At 38.6% G+C, this 17,572-nt stretch carries 15 protein-coding genes; 7 read left to right on the forward strand and 8 right to left on the reverse strand.

The window, feature by feature from the left end:
- The first annotated feature begins 21 nt into the window (after positions 1-21).
- The gene (gene mtgA / locus FTU12_RS04900) at positions 22-699 is read left to right on the forward strand and encodes a monofunctional biosynthetic peptidoglycan transglycosylase (RefSeq protein ID WP_078193019.1); all 678 of its coding nucleotides are present in this window, start codon (positions 22-24) and stop codon (positions 697-699) included.
- Positions 700-845: 146 nt separating this feature from the next.
- On the forward strand, positions 846-2,927 hold the full coding sequence (gene ppk1, locus FTU12_RS04905) for a polyphosphate kinase 1 (RefSeq protein WP_180113884.1): 2,082 nt from the start codon (positions 846-848) through the stop codon (positions 2,925-2,927).
- Between the two features lie 84 nt (positions 2,928-3,011).
- Here the strand turns inward: ppk1 and FTU12_RS04910 are convergent, their stop codons facing one another.
- The 5 genes from FTU12_RS04910 to rubA all read right to left on the reverse strand — a co-directional run bounded on the left by FTU12_RS04910 (position 3,012) and on the right by rubA (position 8,005).
- Positions 3,012-3,623, reverse strand: coding sequence for a response regulator transcription factor (locus FTU12_RS04910; RefSeq protein ID WP_180113885.1), 612 nt, complete (start codon positions 3,621-3,623; stop codon positions 3,012-3,014).
- A 1,046-nt stretch (positions 3,624-4,669) separates the two neighbouring features.
- Positions 4,670-5,575, reverse strand: a complete 906-nt coding sequence (gene oxyR, locus FTU12_RS04915; RefSeq protein WP_180007453.1) for a LysR family transcriptional regulator OxyR — start codon at positions 5,573-5,575, stop codon at positions 4,670-4,672.
- Positions 5,576-5,586: 11 nt separating this feature from the next.
- Positions 5,587-6,525 carry an alpha/beta fold hydrolase gene (locus FTU12_RS04920; protein WP_218948325.1) on the reverse strand — a complete coding sequence of 313 codons (939 nt, stop codon included), beginning with the start codon at positions 6,523-6,525 and terminating at the stop codon, positions 5,587-5,589.
- 58 nt (positions 6,526-6,583) lie between these two features.
- A complete protein-coding gene (locus FTU12_RS04925; protein ID WP_180024096.1) occupies positions 6,584-7,762 on the reverse strand; it encodes an NAD(P)/FAD-dependent oxidoreductase in 1,179 nt (392 codons plus the stop codon).
- 78 nt (positions 7,763-7,840) lie between these two features.
- Positions 7,841-8,005, reverse strand: coding sequence for a rubredoxin RubA (gene rubA, locus FTU12_RS04930; RefSeq protein ID WP_005179369.1), 165 nt, complete (start codon positions 8,003-8,005; stop codon positions 7,841-7,843).
- A 527-nt stretch (positions 8,006-8,532) separates the two neighbouring features.
- Here rubA and FTU12_RS04935 point away from each other — a divergent pair.
- Positions 8,533-9,078 (forward strand): adenine phosphoribosyltransferase, encoded by a 546-nt coding sequence (locus FTU12_RS04935; RefSeq protein WP_078189930.1) that lies wholly within the window; start codon positions 8,533-8,535, stop codon positions 9,076-9,078.
- Between the two features lie 93 nt (positions 9,079-9,171).
- Here FTU12_RS04935 and FTU12_RS04940 read toward each other — a convergent pair whose 3' ends face one another.
- Positions 9,172-9,678 carry a YqiA/YcfP family alpha/beta fold hydrolase gene (locus FTU12_RS04940; RefSeq protein ID WP_078193013.1) on the reverse strand — a complete coding sequence of 169 codons (507 nt, stop codon included), beginning with the start codon at positions 9,676-9,678 and terminating at the stop codon, positions 9,172-9,174.
- A 462-nt stretch (positions 9,679-10,140) separates the two neighbouring features.
- Here FTU12_RS04940 and lysS point away from each other — a divergent pair, with 462 nt between their 5' ends.
- Entirely contained in the window at positions 10,141-11,667 is a 1,527-nt protein-coding gene (gene lysS / locus FTU12_RS04945; protein ID WP_180113886.1) for a lysine--tRNA ligase, read from the forward strand.
- A 358-nt stretch (positions 11,668-12,025) separates the two neighbouring features.
- On the opposite strand, the gene trpS is transcribed toward lysS, so the two are convergent.
- A complete protein-coding gene (trpS, locus tag FTU12_RS04950; RefSeq protein ID WP_168379231.1) occupies positions 12,026-13,039 on the reverse strand; it encodes a tryptophan--tRNA ligase in 1,014 nt (337 codons plus the stop codon).
- Between the two features lie 202 nt (positions 13,040-13,241).
- Between trpS and FTU12_RS04955 the strand changes: the two genes are divergently transcribed.
- A complete protein-coding gene (locus FTU12_RS04955) occupies positions 13,242-14,168 on the forward strand; it encodes a DUF808 domain-containing protein (protein ID WP_180111526.1) in 927 nt (308 codons plus the stop codon).
- Positions 14,169-14,214: 46 nt separating this feature from the next.
- Positions 14,215-15,120, forward strand: a complete 906-nt coding sequence (locus FTU12_RS04960; RefSeq protein WP_078193008.1) for a neutral zinc metallopeptidase — start codon at positions 14,215-14,217, stop codon at positions 15,118-15,120.
- A gap of 57 nt (positions 15,121-15,177) precedes the next feature.
- On the opposite strand, the gene FTU12_RS04965 is transcribed toward FTU12_RS04960, so the two are convergent.
- Positions 15,178-15,735, reverse strand: coding sequence for a hypothetical protein (locus tag FTU12_RS04965; protein ID WP_180113887.1), 558 nt, complete (start codon positions 15,733-15,735; stop codon positions 15,178-15,180).
- Between the two features lie 219 nt (positions 15,736-15,954).
- On the opposite strand from FTU12_RS04965, the gene FTU12_RS04970 reads away from it, so the two are divergent.
- A complete protein-coding gene (locus FTU12_RS04970; RefSeq protein ID WP_078189922.1) occupies positions 15,955-17,454 on the forward strand; it encodes a sodium:proton antiporter in 1,500 nt (499 codons plus the stop codon).
- Positions 17,455-17,572 lie beyond the last annotated feature (118 nt).

The raw sequence follows: 17,572 nt of genomic DNA on the forward strand, positions 1-17,572 counted from the left end.
TTTCTGGAGTAACACACTGACATGAAAGCCTTTATTGTTCGTACATTGTTAATTCTTGTCAGTCTTGTGCTTTTGGTGCAGCTTTGGATCTTTGGTAGTCTGGTGTGGTGGCGTACACATCCTGTGGAATCCACGATGATGATGCGTTTAGATTATTGGTCTGAGCCATCAAAACCGATTAAACACGAATGGCGTGATTACGACCAAATCAGTGATTATGTCAAACATGCTGTTGTTGCCGCGGAAGATGGCAAGTTTTTACAACACAAAGGTTTTGATTGGGAAGGCATGCAAAATGCCTTAGAACGTAATAAAGATAAAGGCAAAGTAGTCGCAGGTGGGTCTACCATTTCTCAGCAATTGGCAAAAAACTTATTTTTATATAATAAGCGTTCATTTATCCGAAAAGGGCAGGAAGCCGTTGCAACATGGATGATGGAACGTATGTGGACGAAGCAACGCATTTTAGAGGTATATCTCAACTCGGTTGAGTTTGGGGACAATATCTATGGCGTAGAAGCTGCAACACAGCACTATTTTGGTAAAAGTTCACGGAGTTTGAGCCGAGAGCAAGCGGCATTTATTGCGGCTATTTTACCTAATCCAAAATATTATGATGAAAATCGACAAGATCGTAAGCTAAATTATCGTAAACGTATGATCCAAAAATATATGCGTTATAGCCATATCCCAGATTAAGAATGATCTAAACACTTGTCAAATGGCATGGCAGCGATTTGAATTACAACAAAAAGCTCATCTTTATGGGCTTTTTTTATGAAATTGTCACAAATTTGAAGCATACTAAACTGAGTACAGCACACATTTTTTAATATGGGTTTGAAATGAATACCGCAGCTGAAGTCGCGCAAGTACCAACTGAATATACTTATAATGATCGTTATATTAATCGAGAGTTATCGATTCTCGACTTTCATCTGCGTGTGCTCGAACAAGCGGTTGATCCGATACATCCATTACTTGAACGCATGAATTTCTTGCTGATCTTTTCACGTAACTTAGACGAATTTTTTGAGATTCGTGTTGCGGGAATGATGGAGCAACTAGACTTAGGCAATGAAAGCCGCAGTCCAGATGGCTTAACACCAAAACAAGTATTAGATGAAATTTCTGCGACAGCGCATGCGGCAATTGAGCGCCAGTATCGTATTTTAAATCAAGAAATTTTACCCAAATTGCGTGAAGAAGACATTTGCTTCTTGCGTCGTGGTGAGTTAACCCCTGCACAGTCGGCATGGGTAAAAAAATATTTCCAAGAACAAGTTGCACCAGTTTTAACCCCAATTAGTTTAGATCCGGCACATCCATTCCCTCGCTTGGTCAACAAGTCATTGAATTTTATTGTGACTTTAGAAGGGAAGGATGCTTTTGGCCGTCAGATTGACTTAGCCGTTGTACCTGCACCACGTTCGCTGCCACGTGTCGTTCGACTCCCTGATGAGTTAACCGGTGGAAAAGAACATCACGTGATGCTATCGGCAATTATTCATGAACATGTCTCTGACTTGTTCCCCGGTATGACGGCGACGGGTTGCTACCAATTCCGCGTGACGCGTAATGCCGATTTGGCTTTGAATGAAGATGTTGAAGACTTGGCCAAAGCTCTGAAAGGTGAGTTGAATTCACGTCGTTTTGGTCGCGCCGTTCGCTTGGAAGTGACAGAAAATTGTCCGCAGCATATTTATGAATATTTGCTTGATGAGTTCGATTTAGAAGAAGAGCAACTCTATAAAGTAGATGGACCAGTTAACCTTGCACGTTTACTGTCAAACTTTAAACGTCCACATCTACGTTATGACGCGCATATTCCTGTTATACCGAAAGTACTCAAAAAATCTGAAAACATTTTTAGTGCGATGCAAAAGCAAGATATTTTGCTGCACCATCCCTTTGAATCATTCGCACCGGTAATTAATTTACTGCGTGAAGCTGCACGTGATCCACAAGTTTTGGCCATTAAACAAACGCTTTATCGAAGTGGCGCAGATTCGGAGATTGTGCAAGTTTTAGCGGAAGCAGCACGTAATGGTAAAGAAGTCACCGCTGTAATTGAGCTTCGTGCACGATTTGATGAAGAATCAAATATTGCTGTAGCCAATGTATTACAAGAAGCGGGTGCAGTGGTGGTGTATGGCATCGTGGGCTATAAGACCCATGCCAAAATGATTTTGGTGGTACGCCGTGAAAATAATAAATTGGTGCGTTATGTACATTTAGGTACGGGTAACTATCACGCGGGCAATGCGCGTATCTACACCGATTATGGCCTGTTAACTACCGATAAAGAACTCTGTGAGGATGTACATCGTATTTTCCAAGAACTGACCGGAATGGGCAAAATGGCGAAGTTGAAAAAACTGCTGCATGCGCCATTTACCTTACATACTCAACTGATCAATTATATTGATAATGAAATTGCCAATGCAAAAGCAGGTAAGCCTGCGCAAATCATTGTCAAGGTCAATGCATTAACTGAAGTTCAGTTGATCAATAAACTGTATGAAGCTTCACAAGCGGGTGTGCAGATTGATTTAATTATTCGTTCTATTTGTTGTTTACGTCCAGGTTTACCGGGGCTGTCTGAAAATATTCGCGTGCGCTCTATTGTTGGGCGCTTTTTAGAGCATACTCGAGTGTATTATTTCAGTAATAATGGTGATTCACGTATTTTTTGTTCAAGTGCAGACTGGATGGATCGTAATTTATTTAATCGCGTGGAAGCCTGTTTCCCAATTGAAGATCCAGCCTTGAAAAAGCGTATTTATCAATTAGGTTTAGTGAATTATCTAAAAGATAATCAGCAAGCTTGGTTGCTCCAAAGTGATGGGCGTTGGATTCGTACGCATGTTCAAGAGGGTGAGGAAGCACACAATTCACAGCATGTCCTTATAGAAGCATTTAAATAAATGCGTTAGAAAAGTAAAAGGGAGCAATGCTCCCTTTATTTTTTTAATTTATAAGTTTTTTTGAATCATTTATCTGAACTAAATTTAGCTGTAGCTACTAATTTTTCGGTAGATATTTTTAACAAAACCATCAATTTGATACGTTGAAAGTTTTAACTCACGGACCATCTGCTCTTGAGTCGCGCTATGGCTGACCATATCCAAAATTTGATATTCTGCTGGATTTAGACTGAGCTGTTTCGGCGCTGCATTTTGCGGACTAAAAGTTTCACTCAATAAAAATTTTGCAAAACTTGGGTGCAGGGCAGCGCCACCTCTTAAAATGGTTTTCAGCTGGTTATACGTGTCTTCAATTGGCTGTTGAATCAACATATAGGCAGTTGCACCTAACTGAATCGCATGTAAAGTTAAATCGGCAGACTGTTCATTGACTAAAATGATGAGATTACTTGAAGGATAGATTTTCTTAATTTTATGGATGAAAGAGATATCAGACTGTTGAGTGACCACTAAAAAGATTAAATTGGGCAATTGATTGAAAATTTGCTGTTCCGCATCTGCTAAATTTTCTGAAAATGTAATGAGGTCTTCAGGATAACCGAGGTCTCCTAAGATGTTAAACAGCACTGTTTTTGAAGTCATCGATTGATGATCAATAATCAAAACGGGTACTGGTAATAAAAATTCACTCATCATACATTTCGCTCATTTATTATTTTAATCAAATTGCATTTCCATAATTTGCACGAATGCGAATCATAAAAATATACCTAGAAGTTGGGATTTATACATCAAAATATAATTAAGTTATTGTGATTTAATAGAATTTAAATAGCGTATATTTTTGGTGTTTTTCATTATTTTGAATGAAAAGATTTATGGTTTTTTGTTTTTAATTTTAGATTTATTGGTTAAATAACAATTAAATTTGTATTCGGATTGAAAAAAATAATCGAAATGTGAATATCGTATTTTGACAACGGATAAATTGGACTGTTTCCGATATGAATTTATTTCTATCTATTGCTTAGTTATTTTAAATATAAAGCGTAGTAAATATTTAAAATAATGTGATTGATTTTTAGTCAACATTTATTCTATAGGACCTTATTTTCAATTCGCCTACTTTATCTAAAATACCTGAAACTAGTGATTTTAACGAAGGTTATATTTTAATAAGATGTATTTATCTTCTTACTTATCTGGCTAGTGTGAAGATATTATCGAGGCGATGAATTGAGATATACATCAAGTCATATATTACCTTATCAGGCTACCTATTTGGGTTAGCCTTTTCTTTTTTCTAGATGCTGTATTTCATTTTTTAACTGATGTTATATAGTAACATCAGAAGCGCGATTTGATTTAAATAAAAACCGATATGCGTAAGGCCATCCGCAAGTGTTTGAGACAGGATGACTTCTAATCAAAAATGTTTTTGCGATACTTTGAATAAGTAGACGCTAGTGAACGAGTTTTGCGGTGAGGAGCATTGCTCTGCAAGATGGTTTTCTTACGAAGCGCACTTCTCATTTTGCCGAATGAAGAAACAACGTTTCGTAAGAGTACCTCCAGCCGAAAACTAATCTCTTTATTCAATCCCTAGATGTAAGATTCCATCGAATAGATTTAAAAATGCGAAATTACTTTTACGTGAGTAACATCAGTTTTTAAATTAATATTAACTTCTGCCAAATAAAAAAAGAGAGCACAGGGCTCTCTTTAATTTTCACACTGATTAGTTAGTGCAGATTGTTAGTGATTTTCTGCAAGATTTGAAGCAATACATCAAATTCACTTTGAAGCGGCGTACTTTTACGCGTCACCAATGCTAATGTGCGTGTAGGGCTTGCTTCAATTTCTTTCACAGCCAAATCTTCATTGGCTTTGATCATATTGGTATGAACTGCAATTTCAGGCAATAAGGTAAAGCCTAAATCTGCGGAAACCATTTCAACCAAAGTTGGCAATGAGCTTGCTTTTAAACGATGGTCGTTTTTACGTTCACCAATCGGGCAAGCACTCAAAGCATGATCACGTAAGCAATGGCCTTCTTCAAGCAACATTAAACGAGATAAATCTAGGTCGTCTAACGATTTCGCTTGAGCTGCATTTTGGTCAGCTTTGTTGTACACCAAGAACAATTTTTCTTTGTTTACTTCTGCAACTTTCAAGCTACGTGTATCGAAAGGAAGAGCAAGTAATACGATATCTAGATTACCGTGCTCGAGTTTCTCAACAATTTTTTCACTTTGTGCTTCATGTAAATGCAATTGAATTTTTGGTAGTTGCTTATGCACTTCTTCTAATAATGGTGCAAGTAAAAATGGCGCAATAGTAGGAATGACCCCTAGATGTAAATCACCCGTTAGAGGTTCGCTCATTTCACGACTTAAACGCATTAGGTCTTGCGCATCTGCCAATAGAACTCGAGCTCTTCCGACAACTTGTTCACCAAGAGGAGTTAAACGCACGTTTTGACGGTCGCGTTCTACCAATACGCCACCTAGTAAACGCTCAAGTTCCATGATCCCGCCAGACAAAGTAGACTGGGTGACAAAAGAACGACGCGCAGCTTCAGTAAAGTGTAGCGTTTCTGACAGTGTTACTAGATATGACAGCTGTCTTAAGGATGGTAATGCAGCCATAGTGTCCTAATTTATGATTTAAAGTGATCAGCAAACAAACCGCTAAGATATGGAATAAAATGCGGTGGGATATCATGCCCCATTCCATCAATTAATTCAAATTTAGCACCTGAAATAGCCTTTGCAACGGCCTTACCATGGCTTGGCGGCAGCAAACGGTCACGAGCTCCATGAACCACAATGGTTTTATGCTGAATTTGTTTATCCAACTGCAGCAGGGAACCTGTACATAATATTGCTAAAAACTGTTGAAGTACACCCGCTGGGTAAAAACTCCGCTTATAGAGTTTACGTGCAGTTTGTATCGCTTCAAGCTGATTAATATAGCCTGGAGAGCCTATAATATTAAAAACTTTCAGGCTATGGTTAATAATGCCATCTTCATCGTTAGATTCAGGTTTTTCAATTAGACTAAATAATTGCTTTGGAAATGGCGGTGGAAGTAAGGGTTGGATGTTACTGGTAAAAAGTAAGCTTAAGTTGTGCACTTTATCTGGATAGCGTGCCGCCACGATTTGAGCAATCATGCCGCCCATCGAAGCGCCTAAAATATGGACTTTATCAAGTCCCATACGATCAATTAATAGTGCAACATCGTCTGCCATATCGTAGAGATCATAGGGCGCACCTTGATTCTCTAGACCTAAGGCAAAACGTCCCATCAGTTTAAAGGTGTTAAGACGTGGGCCTGGGTTACGAATTTTACTCGACAGACCAATATCGCGATTATCAAAGCGAATAACTCGGTAACCTTGGTCTATTAGGGACTTACAAAAGAAATCAGGCCAATACAACATTTGTGCGCCGAGTCCCATAATCAATAAGATTGCAGGATCTTCAGGATGACCACCCACCTCGACATGAAGTTCAATGCCATTGCCTAACTCTACGCGAGTTTCATGCATAAAAGAGGCATAAGGTGAAATATTAAACTGAAGGGCACTATTCATTGTTATTTTCCTTTAAAAAGGACGTCTATTATTATCAGGACGTCCTTGTATTTAAACCTTAAACTGAAGCAGGAATCAAGTCCGGAACCTGCTTAGTCAAAGTTAAGCGTTGCTTCCCAGCAGTTGCACCGAGCAGTACAAATCCACGTAATACGCCATCTTGATCGATCGCACGGGCAATCATGCCATCTTCAAGCTCTTCTGTTTCCCATTGGGTTTCTACATCAATAGGCGCAGGAAGGACAGTTAAAGGTGCAGCAGGTGTTTTAACAGCTACAGGCATGGCAGGATAATGCACTGCGGTATGTTCGCCATTGAGGGTTTTTGCCAAAGCACGTGCTTGTTGCATGATCGGCATGACGTATGGAAGAAGGGTACCATTGACTTCAGCACAGTCACCGACAGCATAGATATCTGCCAAGTTGGTTTCTAAGCCTTTATTGGTTAATACGCCACGACTGGTGTGAATGCCGGCTTGTTTTGCCAAGTTAATTTCAGGCTGTAGACCAATCGCAGACAACACAACATCTGCCACTAAGCTTTGACCATTGGCAAGGCTCACTTGATAGTCACCATTTTCAATACGTGACACTTTGTCGACTGTCGTACCTAAAACGAATTGAATACCCGTTTCTTCTAAATTGCTTTGGAATTTAGCGGCAACATGAGACGGCAGTAGGCGACCCAAAGGTTGCGGAGCTAAATCGACCACCGATACTTTCGCCCCAGTATTTTGGAGGTCGTTGGCAAATTCACAGCCAATCAAGCCTGCCCCTAAAATCACCACACGTTTATCTTCACGTGCTGCAAGCTGTTTACGGAAAGCTTTGTAGTGATCTAAATTGTTGACGACGTGAATGTCTTCACTGCCATCACCCGATATAGCTAAGCGAATTGGATTTGCGCCGACGGCTAAAACGAGTTTTGAATATAGTTGTGTTTGAGTTCCATTTTGGCTTTCAATAGTAAGCTCATGTTTTGCTGCATCAATGGATTTAACCCAACTCTTATTGATGATTTGCATATTGAGTTGAGCCGACATTTTTTCGGCATCCCCTAGAGGGATTTGCTCAGGAGTTTTATTACCAACGAGCGCATTGGATAATGTCGGTTTAGCGTAGTTAATGGCATCATCCGCACAGATCATAATAAGTTCTAGTTCAGTATTTAACTTTCGAAATTCACGTGCAACGGCATATCCCGCCATACCAGAACCAATAATGACAATAGGGTGCATACTCAACTCCAAACACATTTCATATTTTTTTAAAGACAAAAAAAAGACCATAACGATGATGGCCTTAGATTCTATTTATTAGATTTCAACCATTTCAAAATCTACTTTTGAGACACCACAGTCTGGGCAAGTCCAATCATCTGGGATATCTTCCCATTTCGTTCCTGCGACGATACCGTCTTGTGGCCAGCCTTCTGCTTCGTCATAAATCCATCCACAAACGATGCACTGATACTTTTTCATTCCATTCTCCAAAAACTGACACAAAATTAAGTCAGTAAATACTTCATAACTGTATAAGTTTATTCCTTAAGGTTAAATCACCTTATACAGTAGACTCTTATGCTAAATTTTTACGCAGTTCTGACTATAAAGTAAAGTGGCTAAGAGTTTAATGAGTGAAATTAAAAGCAGAATGGCAGTGAGGGACAATAAATATCATAAAAACCCCAGATCTGGGAAAAATTGTCTGACAATATTTATGCCTATTGATATGTGTATTCGAATACATTTCCGTGAATTGGGTTCTAAATACCACTTTTTCTATCTTCATAGACTAAAGTCTTGCAGAAAAAAACTCTAAAATCTTTTATTTTATGATTAGGAAAATATATATTTGATATTTTTTAAATAAATACAATATTAATAATCAATAACTTATGTAAATTTGCTGTATCTTAAATATGCATTTTAGTCGGGGGTTAGCTGTTCTTTTCTCTCAAATCGCGTTAAAATTCACACATTCCTTCCTTAATTTATTTTCTCCTATTATGAGTAATTCTACTGCTGCGGCATTGTGGTCTAACATTCGTACTGTCCAAGATTTCCCAAAACCAGGAATTTGCTTCTTTGACCTTACGCCGTTATTTATGAATAACATCGAATCGTTAACTGATGCCCTAATTGCAAGTATTCCAGCTGAGCAATTGGCAGAAGTAGATAGCTTTATTGCAGTTGAAGCGCGTGGTTTTGTTTTGGCAAGCTTACTTGCTCAGCGTACAGGCAAAGGTTTGGTGTTGGTACGTAAAGCCGGAAAATTACCACCACCTGTTGTCGGTGTTGGTTATAGCCTTGAATACGGTTTAGATCGTCTTGAAATGTCAGCTGAAATCGAATCACAAAAAGTAATTATTGTGGATGACGTATTGGCGACGGGCGGTACGCTTCGTGCAGTGAAACAATTGGCTGAAAAATGTAAACACCAAGTTTTAGGCGCAAGCATTTTCTTAGATTTGCCTGACTTGCATAAAGATTTAGGACTAAATATTTGGTCTGTTTTAGATGATAAAACACGTCCTGAAGCAGATGCTGCCTAAGCGTCAGTTTTAAAATGTAAAAAGCCTTGTCTATGACAGGGCTTTTTTATGTCTGATAAAAAAGACGTTGCTACTTATGATTAATCTTATGATTTATTTTTTTAAATAGTTTAATTCGAGATGTTGGATTAAATCATTAATATTTTCAGGGCATTGTAGACGATGGTGTCCGCCATCCATCACTTGAACTTGCATATAGTCTTCGAGTTGTTGTTCTGCTTCATACATATCTAAGATTTCATCGCCACGTTCGATATATGCAATTTGTGGAATATCGTGATCCAAATCCATTTCATTAATTGCAGGGTAGTCGTCGCGAAAGTCTGGATGCAGACTCGGGTTGGCAATTACACACGGAATACGATGAAACAGCGACATTTTTAATGCCCAATATGCCCCGAGACTATGCCCGACGATGATATCGGGCTTAATGGTTTCAATACTCTCGTGGTAAAAATCCGCAACAGTTTGAAAATTTAAGTTGCGATAGTCCACTTCAATGCAGAATTTTTGTTTTGCATTGATGGCATGGAACTTCGTAGATTCACGGGAAGAATCCAATCCATGTAAAAACAGAATTTTCGATAAGCAGGAAGTCATTGTTTTTCTACACACTGTTTTCAAACATTTTTGGATGTGTTGAATATTTTATTTTTCAACAATTTTATGACTTCATTGTATAGAGAATTGTCAAAAAGAGAATTTAGCTTTTGGTCTAATTTATAGGCATTTAAAAGACTTTAGTCTTAAAGTAAATAGATTAAAAGGTTGAATTAAGTTATTGATACATATTTTAATATATTGATAGTTATAAGTATTTTTTAAAGCTTTTAGTTATCATCTGATATCATTAAAATGTAGGTTTTAGAGCTTGAGTATTTAATTTATATCTACTGCACATCTGTAAGGTATGTTCTATGTCTACCTGAAGGTATAACGATTAAAACATCTTACTTCGATAAATTTCTACTTATTAAAAAAATGCGCGCATTGCTTACTGCTCAATTCAAAGGAAATCTGCTATGCTATGCAACTTCCGTTTTTTAACTATTTGAGACAGAGATGACGCAACATAACGCTCAATCGACTTCTGAACAAGCCATTTCCGAAAACGATTTAATTGCACAGCGTCATGCCAAGTTAGAGCACATCAAAGAGCACGCCAAGGAAACAGGTGTTAGCCCGTGGCCTAACACATTTAAGCGTGAACACTATGCACAAGACCTACAAGATCAATTCGCTGAAAAATCAAAAGAAGAAATTGAAGCAGGCGAAAAGGTTTATGTAAAAGTTGCTGGTCGTGTGATGTTGAACCGTGGTTCATTCATCGTAATCCAAGATATGACTGGTCGTATCCAGCTTTATGTACCACGTAAAGAGTTGGATGCTGATGTTCTTGCAACAATTAAAGCACTCGATTTGGGCGATATTATTGCCATTGAAGGTTATATTGGTCGTTCTGGTAAAGGTGACCTTTATGTTCATATTGAACATTTTGAGCTTTTAACCAAATCACTCCGTCCACTTCCAGACAAATTCCATGGTTTGACTGATACTGAAGTTAAATACCGTAAGCGTTATTTAGACCTCATCATGAACGAAGAAACACGTAAAACTTTTGAAATTCGTGCAAAAGTGGTGTCAGGTATTCGTTCATATTTGAGCAATGAGCGTTTCATGGAAGTTGAAACACCAATGATGCATGTGATTCCGGGTGGTGCATCTGCGCGTCCATTCGAAACTCACCACAACGCATTAGATATGCCTTTATTTTTACGTATTGCGCCTGAGCTTTACTTAAAACGTTTGGTCGTTGGTGGTTTTGAGCGCGTGTTCGAAATTAACCGTAACTTCCGTAACGAGGGTGTATCAACACGTCATAATCCAGAATTCACCATGATTGAATTCTACCAAGCATATGCAGACTACAAAGACCTGATGGCTTTGACAGAAAATATGCTTGAAAAATTGGCCATCGACATCTTAGGTTCGACTGATGTGCCTTATGGTGATGAAGTGTATAGCTTCAAAGGTCCATTCAAGAAAATTTCGATGTTTGATGCGATTCTTGAACATAACCCATCGTTCACTGCTGAAAATGTATCTGATCGTGAGTTCCTTGCAAACTTCATTAAAAATGAACTGAAAGAGCAAGTAAAACCTGGTTTTGGTTTAGGCAAACTTCAAACTATCGTATTTGAAGAAACTGTTGAAACAGAACTTCGTCAACCGACATTCATCACAGAATACCCAGCGGAAACTTCACCATTGGCACGTCGTAATGATGAAAATCCACATATTACGGACCGTTTTGAATTCTTCATCGGTGGTCGTGAGTTGGCAAATGGTTTCTCAGAGTTAAATGATCCGATTGACCAAGCTGAACGTTTCCAAGCCCAAGTTGCCGAAAAAGATGCAGGTGATGATGAAGCAATGCATTACGATGCAGACTTCATTGAAGCATTGGAATACGGCTTACCTCCTACAGCGGGTGAGGGTATCGGTATTGACCGTTTGGTCATGTTATTTGCCAATGCTGCAAGTATTCGTGAAGTGATCTTGTTCCCACATATGCGTCATAAAAACTAATTTAGTTTTTGAAATAAAAAAACCCGCTTAATGCGGGTTTTTTTATTGTTTCAATAGAGGATATTTAATTCTTCTTAGCCAATTTTCAGACAAAAAAATACGCAATGATTGGGGTGTTCATTGCGTATAACAACGAATCTGTTTTCACAGGTTCGGTAAAGGAGAAATGTTATGAATTTAGGTATTCCTAAAACATAAATAGATAATAGAGTGAACGGTCAGTCATTTCATTGGTGTTCACGTTAAGTGATGTTACCTAACGTTAAAACTAAGGAGATTTTGTGAATACCTTCACAAAAAGTGCCTATAAAAAAGCCTTTCACATTGGAAAGGCTTAATTTTATAGAATTTTTTAAATTTAGAAGTGGAAAACACCCAGTCCAGATTTAATTTCATCTAACGTTTGTTGGGTAATATCACGGCATTTATCGGTACCGGTTTTTAAAATATCCATGATGTAGTCAGGATCTTTTTGCAATTCTAAACGGCGTTCACGGATCGGGCCGATCAGCTCTTTTAGCACGCCTTCAAGACGCTTTTTCACAGTACCATCGCCTAGGCCACCACGACGATAGTGTTCTTTCAGCTCTGCAACAGCTTCTTTATCAGGATCGAATGCATCGAGGTAAGTAAATACGACGTTACCTTCAACTTGACCTGGATCTTCAATACGTAAATGATTTGGATCGGTATACATTGCATTAACAGCTTTCTTGATATCTTTATCAGTCGCGTCAAGCACAATGGTATTGCCCAAAGATTTAGACATTTTTGCTTTACCATCAAAACCTGGTAAGCGGCCTACATTAGAGAGTAAAGCTTTACATTCAGGAAGTACGTCACGACCAATTTGACGGTTTAAACGACGAACAATTTCGTTGGTTTGTTCAATCATTGGAATTTGGTCTTCGCCCACTGGAACGACAGATGCTTTAAACGCTGTAATATCGGCAGCTTGAGCTACTGGATAGCATAAGAAACCTGCAGGAATATCACGCTCAAATCCACGCATTTGAATCTCAGATTTGATGGTTGGATTACGCTCTAAGCGAGAAACCGTCACAAAGTTCAAATACAACATGGTCAATTCATTCAATGCTGGTAAGCATGATTGAACGCAAATCGTGGTTTTGGTTGGGTCAATTCCTACAGCAAGATAATCGGTTGCGACTTCAATAATATTGCGACGAACTTTTTCGAAGTTATCGGCATTATCAGTTAAGGCTTGAGCATCAGCTAAAAGAAGATGTTGATGATGCGAATCTTGTAAACCTACACGTGAACGTAAAGAACCTACAAAATGACCTAAATGTAATTGTCCAGTCGGACGGTCGCCAGTCAAAATCACTGGACGATTATCTTGAGTACTCATTATCTGTTCCAAAGTGGTAGTCAAAGCTACGGCTGATTTTCAAAGAATGTCCCCATTGTACGGCATTCTATTTTTGATTGTTACTGACACAGCACAATTGACTGAAAAATGGGTGAATATTTTGTTAATTATTAAAAAACTAAATACAATTTTAGCGTTAAATAGAATTAGAATATTAAAAAATGCCTAAAGGATAAAAATAATGGCGAGTAGCTTATTAATCTTACTTGATGATATTGCAACTGTGTTGGATGACGTTGCTGTGATGAGTAAGATGGCAGCCAAAAAAACAGCGGGTGTCCTTGGAGATGATTTAGCACTGAATGCACAACAAGTCAGTGGTGTCCGTTCCGATCGTGAACTTCCTGTCGTTTGGTCTGTCGCCAAAGGATCTTTTGTTAATAAATTAATTTTGGTTCCGGCTGCTTTATTGATCAGTGTGGTTGCACCTTGGCTGATTACACCGCTTTTGATGATTGGTGGTTTGTTTTTGTGCTATGAGGGTGTGGAAAAAGTCCTGCATAGTTTGCATCATAAAAAAGCCAAAACAGAAGAAGTTGCTCGCGATGAGATGGCGCAAATTGAAACGGATTTGGTGACTTTTGAGAAAGAAAAAGTCAAAGGTGCAATCCGCACAGATTTTATTTTATCTGCTGAAATTGTCGTAATTTCATTGGGTACGGTGGCAACCGCGGCATTTGGGACTAAGGTCATGGTGCTTTCGGTGATTGCGATCTTAATGACTGTTGGTGTTTATGGTTTTGTCGCGATGATTGTCAAAATTGATGACTTAGGGCTTTATCTCACTCAACAAGCATCACAATTTAAAAAGACCGTTGGACAAGGTTTGTTAGCATTTGCACCTAAGTTGATGAAGACATTGACCATTGTCGGTACCATTGCCATGTTTTTAGTGGGTGGTGGCATCATTACCCATGGTGTGCCTTTACTACACCATTTTATTGAAGGCTCTGTAGATTATGCAGAACATATTCCTACAGTTGGCAGTATTGTGGGTGCATTAACACCGACTTTAATCAATTTAGTGACAGGTTTTATTGCAGGTTTAATCGTGCTGTGCGTCGTATCTTTAGTTCAAAAAGTATGGCCAAAGTCGCAAAAGGATTAATCTGTAAACGCACGGATATCAACTATTTTATATAAGGAAGATCACTATGCGCTGGAAAGGTCGAAGAGTTAGTTCAAACGTAGAAGACCGTCGCGGTGGTGGCGGTGCAAAAGCGGGTGGGATCAGTATTCTCGGTTTGGTTGTGGCATTTGTTGCGTGGAAATTTTTTGGTGTAGATCCGCAGCAAGCTTATCAGGCGACCAAACAAGTGACTTCACAGGGTCAAACGGCTGAAGTCAAAGGTTTGGATAATCCAACACCTGAACAACAAGAAGCGATGGATTTTGTTGGCACTGTTTTGGCCGATACGGAAGATACGTGGAATAAAGTCTTTCAAGAACAGTTAAATGCTCAGTATAAAGCGCCTAAATTGGTTATGTTTAATGGTGTGGTCAATTCAGGTTGTGGTACAGCACAAGCGGCAATGGGGCCGTTTTATTGCCCAGCAGATCAGAAGGTTTATATTGATACTGCATTCTTTAAAGATATGCGTACGCAAATGGGCATTACGGGTGAACAAAATCAAACTGAATTGAGTCGTCAAGATCAGGCGGGTGATTTTGCGCAAGCCTATGTGGTTGCCCATGAAGTTGGACACCATATCCAAACGATTTTAGGCATTTCTGAGCAAGTTCAGCAGGCGCGTGCGCAAGCGTCTAAAGCTGAAGGTAATCGTTATTCGGTCATGCAAGAACTACAAGCAGACTGCTTTGCGGGTATTTGGGCGCATCATAATCAACAACGTACCCAATTTTTAGAGCAGGGTGATGTAGAAGAAGCGATGGACGCTGCACATAAGATTGGTGATGACTATTTACAGAAAAGTGCAACTGGGCAAGTTGTCCCAGATAGCTTCACGCACGGCACCAGTGAACAACGTATGAAATGGTTCCAGACAGGGTTGAAATCAGGCAATATCAATAGCTGTGATACCTTTAACCAAGCCATTTAAAACAAAAAAAGGAGGATGCAAACATCCTCTTTTTTTTATTGAAAAATAGATTGAAGCTTATTTGTTGAGAAATGATTTGAAGTTTCGAACAATGCGATAGCTGACATACAATGCGGCAAATGCAAATAAAGCTACGCCAAAAACAGTATATTTAAGGCCTGAAATATCGTTTTGATAGAACTGTTTTAATTGGGCATCGCTATAGCGTAATTGTTGTTTTTGACCAGTGCGGCTATTGGTGAAACTCACATTTTGGATATATTGAAATTGTCCAATTTTGAGTAAATCGAGGTGTTGAATTTGTCGGGTATGTTGCTGATTAAATTCATCTAGACAAATATCTTGTGCATAGTTTTCACAGCTCAGCTTGGCAAGATAACCATTATTCGCCAGCATGATAAATATTGCATGATCAGGTGATTCATTATTGGAGACCAAAACCAATTGTTCTTTGGGCGTTGAATCGAGTGAGATGGTTTTTGCCTGACTAAAATAGTGCTTAGCACGTAAAATTTCCTGTGTCTTGCTATAGCAAGTGAGGATCAGGGCCGCAGTAATGATAAAGATCACCGCAGCAAAAAAAAGTCGAAAAACAGTTTTAATAGTCTGATGCATAGGAGAAATCATGTAGATGATGAAAATGCATAAAATCTATGCAGGTTTGCTATGTTAAATGATCTTGATAAAAGATGTGAAAAAAACTGAATTTATACACGGTATTTAGATAAAATTCGTTAAAATATTTTATTTTTAAATACCAAATAATTTAGTATTTATTTTTAAAATACCTATATCTCACTCTGTAGGCGACACAGCACCAAAATTGGGAACGAAATGGGAAATTATTTTTTTCTACAGGTTTTTACCGTTATTTTTGCACTTTCGATTGCAACCACCATTTTTAATAAACGTATCTTGGGTTTTCCACAAGCCATAGGTGTTCCCATTGTTTCTGCAATTTTTGTCTTTATTTTGCAATGGGGTGCGAGTTTACTCAATGGCAATCAATTTGTGACGATTAATTTGCACAATATTGAAGAGGCAGTTCGTCATATCGACTTTTATGACTTTTTAATTAATGGCGTGATTTGTTTTATTTTGACCTCTTCAGCCTTGAAATTTAAAGTTTCAGATTTACGTTTACATTGGAAGCCGATCAGTATTTTGGCCAGTATTGCCTTGGTGCTTTGTGCGGTGTTTTTTGGTGTTGCTTTATATGGTTATCAGTTCTTAATTGGTCATCATGTTGATTTATTGGTGTTGTTATTATTAGGCGCTGCTTTAGGTGCGACTGACCCAATTGGGGTTAAAGGTGTATTAAGTTCTGTACGTGCCCCACATCATTTGATGGTGAAATTAGAAGGCGAATCGCTCTTTAATGATGCCATGTGTATTGCTGTGTTTATGACTTTACTCAATGTTTTGCAAGGTGAACATTTTACCGTCATTGGTACGCTTGAAACACTGTTATATGAAATTGTTGTTGCAGTCATTATTGGTTGGGCATTTGGTTTAGGGATTTTACGTTTACTCCGCGGTAAACATGAAATGGAGTCCTTGATTTTAACCACAGCATTATTGGCAAGTGGTTCATATCTAGTCGCTTTATTCGCACATGCATCTGCACCAATTGCATGTGTTATTGGTGGTCTGATCGTTGGGAATAAATGGAAAGAAATCCTCCAAGACCGAGAAATCAGGGAAGTGAACCATTTCTGGCATACCGTGGAAGGAATCATCAATTCCTTCTTATTTACCCTGATCGGTCTCGAGTTATTTATCTTAGATTTAAGTATCAGCTTAATTTTAGGCGGTATGGTGGCGTTTATCATTTTGCATGCATCGCGCTTTGCAGCAAACTATTTATCTTTTGCATTCTTCCCAAGTTTCCGCAAAAAAAGTTACAACGGTAGCCTTGCCATCTTATCGTGGGGTGGGGTTCGTGGCGGTATTTCATTGGCCTTAATCCTTGCTGTTGCCAATATTCCTGAACTCAGTGAATACAGCAGTATTTTGATTGGATATACATTTATTGCAGTCTTAATGTCGGGCCTCGTGTGTGGCCTAGGTTTACCCGCTGTGATGAATGCTTTTTATTACAACCCGAATGAAGAAACCAAAGGTTTCAAAGGTTGGTATCAAAGAATGTGCCATAAAATGAATAAAAAGGGTTTCCAATATATCGTGGGCGAAGATATACATGGTAATGAAACCATCACGGTATATAACCCAGAAGCATTAATAGATACCAAAGCGGATGATGGTGTTGCTGCTGTACATAATCCAGAGAAAGTGCAAGAAGTTCGTCGATTAGAAAATCCCGAAAACTTCTAAATTGCTTTGTTCGATTTAAAAAAAGGAAATGCTTGAGCATTTCCTTTTTTTATTTCTAGCTGTGTTCCATCATGAAACAGCAAAATGTGGGAAATTATGACTGGTCATTCAGCAGGAG

It is taken from the genome of Acinetobacter sp. YH12063, assembly GCF_013419715.1.
GTDB classification, from domain to species: domain Bacteria; phylum Pseudomonadota; class Gammaproteobacteria; order Pseudomonadales; family Moraxellaceae; genus Acinetobacter; species Acinetobacter amyesii.